Annotated in this window: 14 protein-coding genes and 1 tRNA gene; 10 read left to right on the top strand and 5 right to left on the bottom strand. The window is 72.8% G+C overall.

Annotated features, from left to right (window positions below):
• The first annotated feature begins 56 nt into the window (after positions 1–56).
• From MCAG_RS14210 to MCAG_RS14185, 6 genes are all read left to right on the top strand, one after another.
• Complete coding sequence (locus MCAG_RS14210; protein ID WP_036373409.1) at positions 57–1049, top strand: aminoglycoside phosphotransferase family protein; 993 nt, start codon at positions 57–59, stop codon at positions 1047–1049.
• A gap of 67 nt (positions 1050–1116) precedes the next feature.
• A complete protein-coding gene (locus MCAG_RS14205; protein ID WP_007073672.1) occupies positions 1117–2097 on the top strand; it encodes a DUF2332 domain-containing protein in 981 nt (326 codons plus the stop codon).
• 115 nt (positions 2098–2212) lie between these two features.
• On the top strand, positions 2213–2722 hold the full coding sequence (locus MCAG_RS14200) for a hypothetical protein (protein ID WP_036373406.1): 510 nt from the start codon (positions 2213–2215) through the stop codon (positions 2720–2722).
• A 68-nt stretch (positions 2723–2790) separates the two neighbouring features.
• Positions 2791–3486 carry a response regulator transcription factor gene (locus tag MCAG_RS14195; protein ID WP_007073670.1) on the top strand — a complete coding sequence of 232 codons (696 nt, stop codon included), beginning with the start codon at positions 2791–2793 and terminating at the stop codon, positions 3484–3486.
• On the top strand, positions 3479–4957 hold the full coding sequence (locus MCAG_RS14190) for a HAMP domain-containing sensor histidine kinase (RefSeq protein ID WP_007073669.1): 1479 nt from the start codon (positions 3479–3481) through the stop codon (positions 4955–4957). Before MCAG_RS14195 ends, MCAG_RS14190 begins: the two co-directional genes overlap by 8 nt.
• A gap of 55 nt (positions 4958–5012) precedes the next feature.
• Positions 5013–5555 (top strand): hypothetical protein, encoded by a 543-nt coding sequence (locus MCAG_RS14185; RefSeq protein ID WP_007073668.1) that lies wholly within the window; start codon positions 5013–5015, stop codon positions 5553–5555.
• A 114-nt stretch (positions 5556–5669) separates the two neighbouring features.
• Here the strand turns inward: MCAG_RS14185 and MCAG_RS34800 are convergent, their stop codons facing one another.
• On the bottom strand, positions 5670–6101 hold the full coding sequence (locus MCAG_RS34800; RefSeq protein WP_232290169.1) for a hypothetical protein: 432 nt from the start codon (positions 6099–6101) through the stop codon (positions 5670–5672).
• A gap of 1083 nt (positions 6102–7184) precedes the next feature.
• Here MCAG_RS34800 and MCAG_RS34795 point away from each other — a divergent pair.
• The 3 genes from MCAG_RS34795 to soxR all read left to right on the top strand — a co-directional run bounded on the left by MCAG_RS34795 (position 7185) and on the right by soxR (position 9526).
• The gene (locus MCAG_RS34795; RefSeq protein WP_232290168.1) at positions 7185–8087 is read left to right on the top strand and encodes a hypothetical protein; all 903 of its coding nucleotides are present in this window, start codon (positions 7185–7187) and stop codon (positions 8085–8087) included.
• Positions 8088–8138: 51 nt separating this feature from the next.
• Positions 8139–8846: a glycosyltransferase family 2 protein gene (locus MCAG_RS14175; protein ID WP_007073666.1), complete on the top strand. Its 708-nt coding sequence runs from the start codon at positions 8139–8141 to the stop codon at positions 8844–8846.
• Positions 8847–9049: 203 nt separating this feature from the next.
• On the top strand, positions 9050–9526 hold the full coding sequence (gene soxR, locus MCAG_RS14170) for a redox-sensitive transcriptional activator SoxR (RefSeq protein ID WP_036373403.1): 477 nt from the start codon (positions 9050–9052) through the stop codon (positions 9524–9526).
• A gap of 72 nt (positions 9527–9598) precedes the next feature.
• Here soxR and MCAG_RS14165 read toward each other — a convergent pair whose 3' ends face one another.
• Positions 9599–10600 (bottom strand): NAD(P)H-quinone oxidoreductase, encoded by a 1002-nt coding sequence (locus tag MCAG_RS14165; RefSeq protein ID WP_007073664.1) that lies wholly within the window; start codon positions 10598–10600, stop codon positions 9599–9601.
• 229 nt (positions 10601–10829) lie between these two features.
• Here MCAG_RS14165 and MCAG_RS14160 point away from each other — a divergent pair.
• Positions 10830–10919: transfer RNA gene (locus tag MCAG_RS14160), tRNA-Ser, on the top strand.
• A 218-nt stretch (positions 10920–11137) separates the two neighbouring features.
• Here the strand turns inward: MCAG_RS14160 and MCAG_RS14155 are convergent.
• The 3 genes from MCAG_RS14155 to MCAG_RS14145 form a co-directional block, all read right to left on the bottom strand.
• Positions 11138–12883 carry a family 43 glycosylhydrolase gene (locus MCAG_RS14155; protein WP_007073663.1) on the bottom strand — a complete coding sequence of 582 codons (1746 nt, stop codon included), beginning with the start codon at positions 12881–12883 and terminating at the stop codon, positions 11138–11140.
• Between the two features lie 777 nt (positions 12884–13660).
• Positions 13661–14533, bottom strand: a complete 873-nt coding sequence (locus MCAG_RS14150) for a hypothetical protein (RefSeq protein ID WP_157548065.1) — start codon at positions 14531–14533, stop codon at positions 13661–13663.
• On the bottom strand, positions 14527–14841 hold the full coding sequence (locus tag MCAG_RS14145) for a PadR family transcriptional regulator (protein ID WP_036373394.1): 315 nt from the start codon (positions 14839–14841) through the stop codon (positions 14527–14529). The genes MCAG_RS14150 and MCAG_RS14145 overlap by 7 nt, the downstream gene beginning before the upstream one ends.
• Positions 14842–14882: the final 41 nt, after the last annotated feature.

Genomic DNA, 14882 nt, shown 5'->3' with positions numbered 1-14882 from the left:
TCAGCGACGCGGAAAACTCCTCGCCCAGCGCCGCTCGGCTGCCTATCCTGCCCAGCGTGACCGGCTCCTCGCTACCGCCCGTCGACTGGTCCGACCCGCGCTGGCAGGCCCACGCCCGCGACTGGGTCGCCGGGTGGCTCGGCCGGGCCGGCCGCCGGGTCACCGGGCCGGCGGAAGCCCGCGTCCGCCCCTGGTCGCTGGTGTGGCGGGTGCCCACCGACGCCGGCCCGTACTGGTTCAAGGCCAACAACGCCGGCACCCGCTTCGAGGCCGGGCTGCTCGGCGCGCTGGCCCGGATCGCCCCCGGCCGGGTGCCCGAACCGGTGGCGGTCGACGCCGACCTGGGCTGGTCGCTGCTGCCCGACGGCGGCGAGACGCTGCGCGACGCGCTCGCCCGGCACCGGGAACCGGCCGTCTGGGAACGCGTCCTGACCGGGTACGCGGCGCTCCAGCGCGCCGTCGCGCCCCGGGTCGACGAGATGCTGGCCGTCGGCGTGCCGGACCACCGTCCCGAGGCGATGCCCGAGCTTTTCGCGGGGCTGCTCGACGACCCCGACGCCCTGCTGGTCGGCGCGCCGGACGGCCTCACCCCCGAGACGTTGGCACGGCTTCGGCGGTTCCTCCCGGAGTACACCGAGCGCTGCCGCCGGCTCGCCGCGACCGGGGTGCCGGCCAGCGTGCAGCACGACGATCTGCACGACGGCAACGTGTTCGCCGCCGACCACCGATTCTTCGACTGGGGGGACGCCTCCGTCGCCCACCCGTTCGGGACGCTGCTGGTGACGCTGAACTCCGTGGCGCACTCCTTCGAGCTGCCCGACGGCGACCCGGTGCTGCTGCGGCTGCGCGACGCGTACCTCGAACCGTGGACCGACCGGTACGACCGCGCCGACCTGCGGGAAGTGGCCGGCCTCGCGGTCACGGTGGCCAAGGTCAGCCGGGCGCTGTCCTGGCGGCGCGCGCTGTGCACGCCGGACCCGACCCGCGCCGAGTACGCCGCCGCGGTCCCCGGCTGGCTCGGCGAACTGTTCGAGCCCGACCGGCTCTGACAGCCGCCGGACGGGAAAGTGGCGGCCGTCATGGCGCAGCGGGTCCGCCGCCGGCAGGCTCTCCGGAATGGACACCGCGCGGTGGTACCGGGAGTTCGGCAAGCGCGAGGCCCGGGGCGAGTCCCCCACGTACGAGCGGCTGGCCCACGCGGTCGCCGGTGACCGCCGGCTGATCGCGCTCCTCGACGGCCTGCCGGAGCCGAAGCGGCAGCCCAACCTGCTCTTCGGTGCCGTACGACACCTGGGTGGCCCGGTCGATGACCCGGCGGCGTTCCGACGCTGGACGGCCGAGCACTGGGCCGAGGTGGCCGCGACCGTGCGGGCCCGGCGGACGCAGACCAACGAGGCCGCCCGGTGCGCGGTGCTGCTGCCGCTGCTGGCCCGGCTGCCGCAGCCGCTGGCCCTGCTGGAGGTCGGCGCGTCCGCCGGCCTCTGCCTCTACCCGGACGCCTACCGCTACCGTTACCGACGTTCCGGGGCACCCGACCACGTGGTCGGGCCCGCCGGGAGCCCGGTGGAGCTCGCCTGCGCGGTCCGGGGCGGCGGCGCGCTGCCCGAGAGGGTGCCGCAGGTGGTGTGGCGGGCCGGGCTCGACCTGAATCCGCTGGACGTCACCGATGCCGACGATCTGGGCTGGCTCACCGCCCTGGTCTGGCCCGACCAGCACGAGCGGCGGGCGCGGTTGGCGGCGGCGGCCCGGATTGCCCGCGCCGACCCGCCCCTGCTGCGCCGGGGTGACCTGCTCACCGACCTGCCGGCCCTGGCCGCCGCCGCGCCGCCGGACGCCACCCTCGTGGTGTTCCACAGCGCCGTGCTCGCGTACGTGCCGGCGGACGCACGGGCCCGGTTCGTCCGCACGGTCACCGGGTTGCCCGGGCACTGGATCGCCAACGAGGTGCCCGGGGTGCTGCCGGGGATCGCCGCCCCGGCCCCACCGGACGACACGACCCGCTTCCTGCTCTGCCTCGACGGGGTGCCGGTCGCCTGGGCCGGGCCGCACGGCCAAGCCCTGCACCCGCTGCCGGGACCCGCTGCCGGACGTTTGTGAGGAGGGGACCCTTCTCTACCGGATGCGTTAACAAGGGGCCCTTCCTTTCCGGTGGAAGTTCCGTAGATTGGCCGTTGCCCATATCACGCACCGGGTGGGCGTCGTTGGTCACGTCATGGACGTCTTCTCCCGAACGTTCCTCCCGGCCGCCGCCGAGACCGGGCTGGCCGCGCAGGCCGTCAGCCGGCACGTGCCGGTCTTCCGCCGCTGCGTCGGCGCCGGTGACGCCACCGTCCTGGTCGCCCGGTGTGCCCGGCCGAACCGGGCGGCCGGCGAGTATCTGCTGCTGCTCACCCACCGCCGGCTCGTGATCACCCGGCAGACCCGGGTGCTGCACCGGCTCCGCCTGCACCTCAACGCCGAGCTGCGCGAGCTCAGCGACGTCACCTGGAGCGCCGACCCCCGGCAGTCGGCGGTCGAGTTGGCCGCCACTGCCATCGACGGCGTGCGGGAACGGTTCGTCATCCGCACCCAGCACCCGAGACAGGTGTGGCAGCTCGACGCGCTGCTGCACCACGCGTTCCGCGCCCGGCGGCGCACCCCCCGCGAGCGGGTCGTGGCCACCATCGGCGACGCGCCGGCGGCCTCCCGGGGCACGGCGCTCCGGCCCGTCGTGGTCCACTGACCGGGTCCTTACCTGATTCGAACATGTTCTGACATCCCCGTTGGGCGTCGGTCGGCAATCATGGTCCGGTGACCGTCGACGCACAGCAGCGCGGGCTTGTCCTCGTCGTCGAGGACGAGCCGGCCATCGCCGATCTGGTCCGGCTCTACCTGACCAGGGATGGTTTCGGCGTACACCTGGAACGCGACGGCGTGGCGGGGCTTGCCGCCGCCCGCCGGCTCCGCCCGGTCGCCTGCGTTCTGGACATCGCCCTGCCCGGGCTCGCCGGCACCGAGATCTGCCGGCGGTTGCGCGAGGCCGGCGACTGGACGCCGGTGCTGTTCCTCACCGCGCGCGACGACGAGGTGGATCGGATCATCGGCCTGGAGCTCGGCGCGGACGACTACGTGACGAAGCCGTTCAGCCCGCGCGAGCTGGTGGCGCGGGTCCGCGCCGTGCTGCGCCGCACGGTCGGCGTGCCCGAGGGCGTCGAACGGGTGCGGACGGTCGGCCCGGTCACCCTCGACCCGACCCGGCGCACGGTGACCGTGTCGGGCGAGCCGATCCAGCTCACCTACACCGAGTTCGACCTGCTCGCGCACCTGATGGCCCGGCCCGGCCGGGTCTTCACCCGGGGGGAGCTGCTGGCCGCCGTCTGGGGGTACGCGGCCCACTCCAGCACCCGCACCGTCGACGTGCACGTGGCGCAGGTCCGGGCCAAGCTGGGCGGCGCGGCCGGCGTGATCCGCACCCACCGGGGCGTCGGATACGCCGCCGATGGCTGACCGCCCGCCCCCCGCCGGCCTGTCCGCGCCGGCCCAGCCCACCGTGGCGTTGCCGGTGATCGGCCCGCGTCCGGCCCAGGCACCGCGTCGCCGTGTCGGCCGTACCCTCACCGCCCGCGCGGTGCTGGTCACCTGCGCGGTCGCCCTCGTCTCGGTGCTGGTCACCGCGCTCGTGGCCGCCCCGCTGGCGGTGCGCGGCCAGGAACGGCGCGACCAGGAGGCGCTCGCGGCGCAGGTCCGGCTCGCCGCCGACGTGCTGCGCGTCCGGGCCCCCGGGCAGCGGGACGCCGCGGGCGACCGGCTGATCCGCCAGCTCCGCGAGCAGGACATCGACGTGTACGTGATCCGCGCCGGCACGGTCGACCACGCCGGCCTGCCCCGGCAGGTGGTCAACCGGGTCTCCGCCGGCAACAACGTCTCCGGCCTGCGGCTGGTGTCCGGCGAACGCGCCCTCGTCGAGGGGCGGTCGCTGCCCGGCGGGGACGGCGTGGTGCTGACCCGACCCGCCACGCCGGGCTTGTGGGGGCGGGTCGTCCGGGGCCTCTGGCTGCCGCTGCTCGCCGGGTTGGCCGCCGGGTTGGCCGCCGGGATGCTGCTGGCCCGCCGGTTGGCCCGACCGATCCGCGTCGCCGCCACCGCCGCCGCCCGGCTCAGCGCCGGTGACCGGGCGGTTCGGGTGCCGGTGGAGCCGCCCGACGAGGTCGCCGAGCTGGCCCTGGCCCTGAATGGGCTCGCCGCCGCGCTGTCCACCAGTGAGGGCCGGCAGCGGGAGTTCCTGCTCTCCGTCTCGCACGAGCTGCGTACCCCGCTCACCGCCATCCGCGGGTACGCCGAGGCGCTGGCCGACGGGGTGATCGGCGCGGACGAGGCACCGCAGACCGGACGCACCATGTTGGCCGAGGCCGAGCACCTGGACCGACTGGTCCGCGACCTGCTCGCGCTGGCCCGGCTGGAGGCCGCCGACTTCCCCCTCGAACCGGTGCCGGTCGACCTGACCCGGCTGGCCGCCGACGTGGAACGCACCTGGGCCGGCCGCTGCGCGGCCGTCGGGGTGGCGTTCCGCGTGGAGATCACCGACGGAACGGTGCCCGCGTACACCGATCCGGGGCGCATCCGGCAGGTGATCGACGGGCTGCTGGAGAACGCGCTGCGGGTCGTACCCCCGGGGGCGCCGGTGGTGCTCGCGGCCCGGCGGGCCGGAGCGGGCCCGGCCGCCAGCGGGGTGCTGGAGGTACGCGACGGCGGCCCCGGCTTCACCGACGACGACCTGGCGGTGGCCTTCGACCGGGGTGCGCTGCACGAGCGCTACCGGGGGGTACGCAAGGTCGGCAGCGGCCTCGGGCTGGCGCTCGCCGCCGGGCTGGTCCGCCGGCTGGGTGGGGAGATCGCCGCCGGGCACGCCGCCGAGGGCGGCGCGGCGTTCACCGTGCGGCTGCCGGCCGATCCTTACCCGACCCGAACATCGCGCTGACGCGGCCTGATCACCGGGGCGCGACGCTGGGATCCTCACCGACGAGAGGGAACCAATGGCACGTCAGGGAATCGCGATCGTCGCCACCTCGCTGCTCGCGGCGGTCGCCTTGGGCGTCACCGGCTGCGGGCCGGCCCAGGTGGCCCAGGGCGCGGGCAAGGAAATCGCGGTCGACGTGTCCGCCGCGCTGGGCGCGGAGGGGCAGGCGCTCGCCGCTTTGGGCTTCGACGCGGGCGACCTCGACCTGGTCGCCGCCCCGGCGCCCGCGGGGTCGGCCACACCCGCACCCGCCACCGGCGAGGCCGGAGCGAAGGACCGGCGGGGCGAGCGGGCCGAACAGTGGCGCAAGCGCCGGCAGGCCCGGGTGCTGCTGCGGAAGAACGCTCTGCACGGCGAGGTCACCGCGATCGACGGCGACTCGATGACCGTGAAGTCCACCGACGGCTTCACGATGACGTGGACCTTCGGCGGCGGCCTGCGCGTGGTGGAACGACGCACGACCGTCCAGCCCGAGGCGGTGCGGGTCGGCGCGACGGTCGGCATCGCCGGTGCCAAGGACGGTGACGCCGCCACCGCCCGCCTGATCCTGCTCAAGTAGCGATAGGAAGGGCCCCTGTTGACGCTTTCGGTATAGCAGGGGACCCCTGTTAACGACCCGCCGCGCGGAGGGTGCCCGTCGCGCGGGAGTGCCGCCGCGCGGCAGGGCCTTGCGTCAGCGGGGCGGTGGCAGGGCGTATCCGACGTAGCCCCGCCAGACGAGCGTCCAGCCGGCGGGCACCAGGTCGGCGCAGGCCTTGCGGCTGCCGGTGCAGACGATCGCGTCCGTCGAGGCCGGATCGGCCGGCGGCCGGTCCGGCAGCACCGACTGGAGCGCCACCAGCTCGGGCGGTCGGCCGTCGGCGTCGCGCAACAGGAGCCACCACGGGTACTCCCAGTTGTCGTTCTGCTGCACCAACCCGATCCGCCGGGCATCGGCGGCCCGGACCGCGTCGGCCGCCACCCGGAACTCGTCGGCCCACTGCGGCCGGCGCAGGAAGCGGGTGTCCCACTCCGAGGTGGTGAAGACCGACCCGGCCCCGACCAGCCGACGCGGGAAGCCGTACGACAGGGCGAGCACCCCGGCCAGCGCGGACGTGGCCAGCATCGTGACCGCCAGCCCGACCGCCACCGACCGGCGGCCCGGCGCGGCCGGGGAGGAAACCGTTCCCGCCCAACTGGGCGTGGCCGGCGGGCGAAGCCGTCCCCGCCCGTTGGGCCCTTGGGGCGGGCGAGCCGTCCCGGCCCCTCGGGCGCGAGCCGGCGGCGGAAGGAGCGAGTCCAGCCAGGAGCCCGGCCAGTGGGGCCGCCAGGTACCAGGGCGTACAGCAGCAGCCGGTTTCCCCACGGCTGCCACTTGATCATCGTGGTGTGCAGCGCGACGGCGGTCACCACGACGACCGCGTACCCGCGCAGGGCACCGGCCGCGGCCGGGCTGACCCGGGCCGGACGGGCCAGCGCGAACACCGCCCCGACCAGCGCCAGCGTGCCGGCCAGCGGGAACGCCACCCGGTCCTCGTCGGGGTACCAGGCCGGCACCGGAAAGACCTCCCGGCCGAAGGTGATGGCCCGGTCCTGTGGGTCCACGCCGATCGCCCGCGCCCCGGCGATGATCGCCTCGGCCGCGCCCGCCCGGACCGGCGCGAGCGGCGTGTCCAGCGCGGTGTGCCCGATCCGCAACGCGTTGATCAGGACCGACGGCGGGTCGTGCCGCTCCATCGGAATGGACTCACGCAGCCTCGGCGGCCCCAACGGGTGCCCGAACTCGGCCTGCACGCGGGTCAGGAACGGGCCGACCACCAGCAGGGCCACCAGCAGCACCAGCACCGAGCCGGCCACGGTCCGGGCCATGCCGCCCGCCCGGGACCGCTCCCCGGGCCGCCGCCCCGGCCGAACCGATCCCACCTGCCCGGCGGCAACCGCCGACCGGTCGACCTCGTCGACCCGGGCTCGGCGATCGCTGCCGCCGGGCAGCGGACCGGCGCCGCCCGCGCCGACCAGGGCCGGCCGGGCAGGTCCGTCGGCGGCGATCTCGGCCCGTCGGTCGCCACCGCCGCTTTGCACGGTCCCTTCGAGGTACGCCAGCCGAAGCTGGCCGATCCCCCAGAGCAGCAGCAGCGGGCCGACCCCGATCAGGCCGCTGGTCTTCGTCACCGCGGTCAGTCCCGTCGCCGCGCCGAGGAGCAGCAGCGTGCCGACCCCGGCCCGCCGGCGCAGCCCGTCCAGCGCCAGGGTCGCCACGCAGGCCACCCAGGCGGCGCAGACCAGGTCGGTCTGGGTGCTGGTTGCCTGGAGCGCCACCATGGGCGTGGTGCCCAGCACGAACGCGGTGAGGAGCTGGGCCCGCCGTCCCCCGCCGAACTGCGCCGCGATCCGGGCGACGACCAGCAGGCAGCCCACCCCGGCGGCCCACTGGACCAGGTTGTGCAGCCGGTCGCCGCCGGTGAACAGGCGCAGGTGCAGCAGCAGGTACTCCGCCCCGGGCGGGATGGTCACCTGCCGGTGGATCGCGGTGGGCCAGAACTCCAGGCTGCGCTGCGCCACCCAGTGCTCCACCTTCGGCAGGTGGTACGTCTGCGAGTCGAAGTTGTTCGGCTCGGCGAGCAACGCGATCAGCAGCTCGACCAGGACCATCCCGCCCACCGTGCCGGCCAGCAGCCGCTCGCCCCGTCCGGCCGTACGCCATCGGTCTGCCAGCCGTGCGCGGACGGCGACGGCCGCGGCCCGGCCGGTGCCGAACCCGGCCGGCCTGCCGGCGCGGACGCGTCGCCGGCTCGCCGCCGCCACGGCGGCGGTGACGAAGAGCAGCCACGCTACCGCGAAGGCGGGCATGGTCAGCAGGCGCAGCGCGCCGAGCAGTTCCACCGTCAACACCGCGAACGCGCCGGTGACCACTGCGGCCCGGACCACGGCGAGGCGCAGCGGGGCGACAGCGTCCGACCCGGCCGGGCGCAGCGCCACGGTGAGGGACAGGAGGGCGACGAGCGGGGCCGCCACGAGCAGGGAGCCGGCTGCCGACATGGCGCGAAGTAAACACCATCCGGCTGAACGCGCCGAGCCCGACGCCCGGCGGTGCTGCACCCCGCCGCGCTGACCTGCCAGGCTAGGCTAGGGCCGACGTGTCGCCGCCACCGTGGAGATTCCCGTGAAGCTCTCGATCCTCATGCCGGTCTACAACGAGGAAGAACGCATCGCGGATGCCCTCAAGCAGGCATTGGCGGTCGACTACCCGTGCGAGATCGAGCTGGTCGTGGTCGACGACGGCAGCCGCGACGGCACCGGCGAGATCCTCGGTCGCGCGGACGACGCGCGGCTGCGGGTGATCACCCACCATCGCAACGCAGGCAAGGGCGCCGCCATCAAGACGGCGGTCGACAACGCCGAGGGCGAGTACATGGTCATCCTCGACGCCGATCTGGAGTACGACCCGCAGGACATTCCCAAGCTGCTCGACCCGGTGCTCGACGGCCGCGCCACGGTGGTCTACGGCAATCGGACCTTCGGCAGCCACAGCGCGTACAGCTTCTGGTACGTGATGGGAAACAAGGGCGTCACCATGGCCGCCAACGTGCTGTTCAACTCGTACATCGGCGACCTGGAGACCTGCTTCAAGCTGATGCCGGTCGCCCTGTACCGCTCCCTCGACGTCCGCTCGCGGGGCTTCGGCATGGAGGCGGAGGTGACCGGCAAGCTGCTGCGCCAGCGCATCCGCCCGTACGAGGTGCCGATCAGCTACCGCGCGCGGGGCCGCGAGGAGGGCAAGAAGATCACCTGGAAGGACGGCGTCGAGGCGATCTGGATCCTCGGCCGGGAGCGCGCCCGCCGCCGTCCCGTCGGCCGCCCGTCGCACTGATCCCGCCCCCTTCGCGCTGACTGATCCTCCCGCCCCGCCCCGCCCCGCCCCGCCCCGCCCTGTCCGGTCGCGTCGTCCCCGCCTCGTGGCGTCGAACGCCGCGAAGGAATGCGTCGCCCTCGGGGCTCCGCCGTGGTGGCGGTCATGGTGGCCGTGCCGTTAGCCTAGAGAAGTTGAAGTCCACTTCAATTCGAGGCGACGTGATGCAGGAATCCCTGACCATCGGCCAGCTCGCCGCGCGCAGCGGCATCGCACCCTCGGCGCTGCGTTACTACGAGCGCCTCGGCCTCATCCGGGCCGACCGCACCGGCGGCAACCAGCGCCGCTACGCCCGCGCCGAGCTGCGCCGGGTGGCGTTCATCCGCATCTCCCAGCAGGTCGGCATCTCGCTGGAGGAGATCCGCGACGCGCTGGACTCCCTGCCCGCGTCCCGCGCACCCACGGCGGCCGACTGGACCGAACTCTCCACCGCCTGGCGGGCCCGGCTGAGCGAGAAGATCCGGCTGATGACCAAGCTCCGCGACGATCTCGACGGCTGCATCGGCTGCGGCTGCCTGTCGTTGCAGCGCTGCGTCCTCTACAACCCCGACGACAAGCTGGCGGGCGAGGGCCCGGGTGCCCGCCTCATGCTCCCCCGGCCCCACACGCAACCCGGCTGCGACGACTGCGCCCCCGCCTGAGCCCCCACCCCTTCGCCGCTGATCAAGAGGTTTGCGTCCTGAGCGCGTACGTCGTTGACGCAAATCTCTTGATCACCGCGACGATCCGGGCCGGTGGGGGTGGAGGGTCAGTAGGACCTTTCCGGTGTGGGCGTTGGACTCGACCAGGCGGTGCGCCTCGGCGGCCTCCGTGATCGGTAGCCGCCGGTCGACGACCGGGCGGATCGTGCCGGCGGCGACCAGCGGCCACACCTGCTCGCGTACGCCCGCGACGATCGCGGCCTTCTCCGCCAGCGGCCGGGACCGCAGCGCGGTGGCCGCCACCGACGCCCGCTTCGCCAGCAGCGCCCCCAGGTCCAGTTCCGCCTTCCGGCCGCCCTGCATCCCGATCACCACCAGCCGGCCGCCGGTGGCCAGCGCCGCCACGTTGCGAGCCAGGTAGGCCGCGCCCATGATGTCGAGGATCACGTCCGCGCCCCGGCCGTCGGTGACCCGGCGAACCTCGTCGACGAAGTCCTGTTCCCGGTAGTCGATCGCGTGCGCCGCGCCCAGCCCGCGCAGCCGCTCGTGCTTCGCCGACCGGGCCGTCACCACCACCGTCGCCCCCAGCGCCGCGCCGAGCTGCACGGCGAACGTGCCGATCCCGCTGCCCCCGCCGTGCACCAGCAGCGTCTCGCCCCTCGCCAGCCGGGCGGTCTGGACGACGTTCGACCAGACCGTGCACGCCACCTCGGGCAGCGCCGCCGCGTCGACCAGGTCGACGCCGTCCGGCACCGGCAGCAACTGCCCGGCGGGCACGGCCACCCGCTCGGCGTATCCGCCGCCGGCCAGCAGCGCGCAGACCTCCTGGCCTACCTCCCACCCGGCCACGCCGGGACCGAGCGCGCTGATCACTCCCGAGCATTCCAACCCGGGGTACGCGGGCGCGCCCGGCGGGGGCGGGTAGTGCCCCTGTCGTTGCAGCAGGTCGGCCCGGTTGACGGCGCTGGCCCGCACGTCGACGACCACCTCACCCGGGCCGGGAGCGGGATCGGGCACTTCAGCCCAGGCGAGTGCGTCGGGTCCACCGGGCTTCGGGATCGTGATCGCGCGCATCGCCCAGTCATACCCGATCCGGTGGGCCCTGTACGCCCGGACCAGTCAGTGGCGACGATGATCCTTTCGGCCACTGTGGACTCCCCGGGCGGCCGTGATCGTGGTGACCAGCGCGTCAGTCATGGTGGCCCCGGCCGGCCACCGTTTCGTCCCGGGTGGGACGGCGGCTCGCGGGCTGGTCGACTTCTGGCAGACTAGGCGGTGGTCGCGTCCCTCGGGGCGTGGTCCGGGAGGGTTCGCCTAGTGGCCGATGGCGCTGGTCTTGAAAACCGGTAAGGCAGCGATGTCTTCGTGGGTTCGAATCCCACACCCTCCGCCACCTGGGCAGCGAAAACGCCCCCTGCCCAGCGCGTACGCTGGCCAGGGGGCGTGTCTACAGCACGCGAGCACGTCTCACCTGGGCCGCTCGGGCTCACTGGTGGCGGCAGATCGGCGGCAACGCTGTGATCTTTGCGGGTGAGTGCCTGGCTCCCCCGTTTTGGGCGGAGGAGCCAGGCGCCGCTGACAGTGCTCATCCTGATAGGTGCGCCATCGACGTCACTGGAACGTGGCGTCGTCGAGGTAGTAGTTGTCCGTTCCGGCCACGGTCTCGATGTAGAGGGTGGCGCTGGTCAGGGTGCCGGTCCAGGAGACGGTCGCGGTGCCGGTCAGCTGGGTCCAGCCGTTCGGGTTCACCGCCGTCGCCGGGGCGAGCTGGACGTAGCTGGTGGTGCCGTTGGCGGTCAAAGCCAGGGTCACCTTCGCAGAGGGGGTTCCGCTCTGTGTGCGTACCCAGACGCTTGTCGCATAGCTCTTGCCGTTGACCAGCTTTGAGGTGACGTCCTGGCGGATGCCCTGCCACGACGCCGTCCGGCCGGTGATCAGGAGCGATCCGGTCCCGCCGTGCACGACACTCGTGTTCGGCGACAGGGTTGCGTTGCCGAACACGCTCCACCCGGTCGTGCCGCTCTCCATGTTGCCGTTGGTGAGCTGGTTGCCGCCGGCCGACGGGTTGAACTGCCACCAGTTCAGGTTGAACAGTCCGCCACCCGAACCGGTGAACCGCAGGTAGAGGTCGTGGGTGCCAGTGGCGCCGCCGACCGTGCAGGAGACTGTGGTCCAGGTCTGCCAGCCGCCGGTGCCAGGCACGCCGCACGTGCCCACGGTGGGGCCGGTCAGGCTGTCCAGGCGCAACTCGATGTTGCCGCCCGCGCTCGCCGAGGCGACCCTGGCGTTGAAGGAGGCGGCGCCGGGCCCGAAATTCACCCCCTTGACCTTGATGTAGTCGCCGTTGTCGATGTAACCGACGTTCAGGGTGCCTTCACTGGACGGCTCGGTCTCCACGCCGGATTCCCAGGCGATGGTCTCGGCCTCCTGGCGGGTGTACGGGTTCAGCGTGCCGACCTGGGGAACACCCGCGGTGGTCATGTTGATGGTCGGGATGGTGCCGTCGGCGTTGTAGGTGAACTTCTCCACGGCGACCGATCGGGTGTACCCGCTACCGCCGGGAAGCGCCGCGTTGTGGTAGAAGAAGTACGACCCGCCGTTGAAGTCGACGATGCCGGCGTGGTTGGTGAAGCTGCCGCCCTGGCGGGGCATGACCGTCCCGCGGTAGGTCCACGGTCCGGTCGGGCCGGGCGCTGTCGAGTAGGCGATGAACTCCGAGCAGCACTCAGCGGCGAATACGTTGTAGTAGAGGCCGTTGCGCTTGTAGACCCAGGGCCCCTCTTCGTACAGGGTCGGGCGGCTGGCGTTTCCGGTGCGGGTGCCGTAGCCCGCGGTGGTGAGCGGGATCTGCGTGGGGCTGCCCGAGTAGGAGATCATGTCGGCGTTGAGCCGGACGTACCACAGGCGCGGGTTGCCGTAGTACAGGTAGGCTTGCCCGTCGTCGTCGATGAAGACGTTGGGGTCGATCTCGGAGTTCTGGATCAGCGGGCGGCCGAGCGCGTCGCGGAACGGCCCGGTGGGATTGTCCGAGACCGCCACTCCGATCGCTTGCGAGCCGTTGGACATGCGCACCGGCACATACCAGTAGAACTTGCCGTTGCGGTAGATGGCCTGTCCCGCCCAGGCGTCGGAGCTGGCCCAGCTGAAGGTGCCCAGGTTCATCGGTACGCCGTGGTCGGTCCAGTTCACCATGTCCGCCGAGGAGTAGACGCGCCACTCCCGCATGGTGAAGTTGGTCGAGCCGTCCTCGTCGCGGCCCGTGTACACGTACACGCGGCCGTCGTACACGAGTGGAGCCGGGTCGGCGGTGTAGACGGTCTGGACTATCGGGTTGTCGGCCACGGCCGCCGCGGGCATGAGTGTCACGGCTGCCAGCAGGGTCGAGAGGCCGATGGTGATTCGCCGGGTGCGGCGTGTCACGCGCGGGCTGCGTACGGGTTTCACGGTTACCTCACGGTCGGGACGGATCAGCGGTCAGTGCATTCACTTGTGGGGGCGGGCGACGCAAGCGGCATCCGCCTGGGTGTCCGGCAAGCTGTCAGGACGTGACGGGGGAACGTGGTGTCCTGCCTGTCGGCTGCGCTGGAGCTGCTGCTAAGCGGGTGGGGGCGGTGGCAAGATGTGGTACGGCTCGAGGACCTGTGACGGGCGCGTCTCCGGAGCGGCGCGCGTCGTGCTGTCTGGCGGTCGGGAGCGGAAGCGGTGCAGCCCGGTACCCCAGATACGGCTTCAGGTACAGCCCAGCTTCAGCGTGCCGCCTTTGGTCGGATGAGCTGACCGAAGGCCGGTTTTGAATACCGGTGCTCCGTTGATGTGATCGGTAACATACGGCGCTCCACGGTCGCTGGCAAGAGCATCGCGCCGCATGGCCGCGTCGTTGAGATCCTCTCGCGACACTTTCCTGATCGGGCGGCCCAACGGTGACGACCGGGCGGCGCGCGGGGTGGCCTGATCGTTCTCGACGTAGCGCAGTTGGTGGCGAGCGGGCGTGACATCTGGCGGCAGCTCAAGCAGCTCCGACCGCCAAGCCCGGCGGTCGGAGCGCAACGGCTCCGGGCGGCATCGACCTGTCCGTCGATGCGCGAGCGTGGACCCTGAGCAGCACATGCGCGCTGTGCCCGGCATTTCCATGGGCTAGTCGAGGTACCAAGTGAGCATTTCGGCGCCGGTAGTCGTGCCATGAACGATGGGCACGGTGACCGCGAGGATGCTGAGCACCGCGAGCGCGCTTCGGGTACGCGTCTCAAGGCGTCGGCCGGCGAGGGCGAGGATTCCGGCCGCAGTACCCAGCACGGCGACCGTGCGCCCACTGTCGAGGCCGAATGCGTCGGGGTGGACGGCACCGTAGGACCAAGCGAGGCCGGCGACGAGGCCGGCCACGGCTGCCAGGGCGAGGCAGACCAGCCCAACTGCGGCGATAACGAGCCGGGACCTACCGCTGCGACGACACCGCGCGACGGCAAGCACCAGCCCTGAAGCGCCGAACGCACCCAGCAGGAGGGGGCCGCCGAGGATCGCAGCCCAGGCGCCCAGGCGCAGCAGGACCTCCAAGGGAAGCAGAACGACGAAAAGTCCGTTCGTCGGCCACAGTGCCTTCGGGTCCACCAGCGCCCCGGTCCGGTCGATGCGACCGGGAACATCCGCCGCCACGTAGGTAAGAGGCACCATGATCAGCCAGGAAAGAACCGGCCAACCCAGCCCAAGGAGAAACAGGTGGGCCGTCGACGTGAGTGCGCCCGGCACCGGCGCGACGGTTGACAGGTCGGCGAAGCCACCGCGACGTGCAGCGTGGCGCAGTGCGGGCAGCGTCCAGGCTGCACTGACCAGATACCGCCAGCGGGTGACCGCACCGCTTGCAAAGCTCAGTAGGTCAGCCGTCCACTCGTCACGCTGCCGGCTCCGAAAGCCAGATGGCAGAAGGTGGCACAGCGCCGCGACGGCAGCGCGCTCGGCACGGGTCAGTTTGTGTTGCTGAGCAGGCTCACCTGCTCGGTCTGGGCTCACCACGCAAGCCTCCGGGCGCCCGGCTGCGTGCGTTGCTTCCGAACGGCTATGGCGGCACGACCGGCGGCCACACCCTCTGCGGTGAGGCGGTAATACCGCCGCCGCGGGCGACCCTCGGCGTGGACGTCCACCTCCTCCGCCCGACTCGTGAGCCAGCCAGCGGCCTCGAACGCCACGAGGATCGGATAGATCGTGCCCGGCTCAAGCCCGGCACCGTGCGCGAGTTCGAGACCGTATCGCTCGCACTCGGGTTCATCAAGGAACGCCTCTAACACCAGTAGGCGCGGCATTGTCATCCGGAGGTTCGGCATAGTGCGTCAGCGTAGGCCCTATGAAGAACTCTGCATAGGGG

Source organism: Micromonospora sp. ATCC 39149, assembly GCF_000158815.1.
Classification (GTDB): domain Bacteria; phylum Actinomycetota; class Actinomycetes; order Mycobacteriales; family Micromonosporaceae; genus Micromonospora.
The sequence above is the reverse complement of the archived record's forward strand: the minus strand, read 5'-3'. Positions and strand labels throughout refer to the sequence as shown.

What these genes read in the sequence shown, in the direction of transcription:
- MCAG_RS14145 (WP_036373394.1), bottom strand. Translation starts at nt 14,841, where the DNA reads ATGCCGAACCTCCGGATGACAATGCCGCGCCTACTGGTGTTAGAGGCG.
- MCAG_RS14165 (WP_007073664.1), bottom strand. Translation starts at nt 10,600, where the DNA reads ATGCGCGCGATCACGATCCCGAAGCCCGGTGGACCCGACGCACTCGCC.
- MCAG_RS34800 (WP_232290169.1), bottom strand. Translation starts at nt 6,101, where the DNA reads ATGCTGGCCACGTCCGCGCTGGCCGGGGTGCTCGCCCTGTCGTACGGC.
- MCAG_RS14200 (WP_036373406.1), top strand. Translation starts at nt 2,213, where the DNA reads ATGGACGTCTTCTCCCGAACGTTCCTCCCGGCCGCCGCCGAGACCGGG.
- MCAG_RS14185 (WP_007073668.1), top strand. Translation starts at nt 5,013, where the DNA reads ATGGCACGTCAGGGAATCGCGATCGTCGCCACCTCGCTGCTCGCGGCG.
- soxR (WP_036373403.1), top strand. Translation starts at nt 9,050, where the DNA reads ATGCAGGAATCCCTGACCATCGGCCAGCTCGCCGCGCGCAGCGGCATC.
- MCAG_RS14205 (WP_007073672.1), top strand. Translation starts at nt 1,117, where the DNA reads ATGGACACCGCGCGGTGGTACCGGGAGTTCGGCAAGCGCGAGGCCCGG.
- MCAG_RS14155 (WP_007073663.1), bottom strand. Translation starts at nt 12,883, where the DNA reads ATGCCCGCGGCGGCCGTGGCCGACAACCCGATAGTCCAGACCGTCTAC.
- MCAG_RS14190 (WP_007073669.1), top strand. Translation starts at nt 3,479, where the DNA reads ATGGCTGACCGCCCGCCCCCCGCCGGCCTGTCCGCGCCGGCCCAGCCC.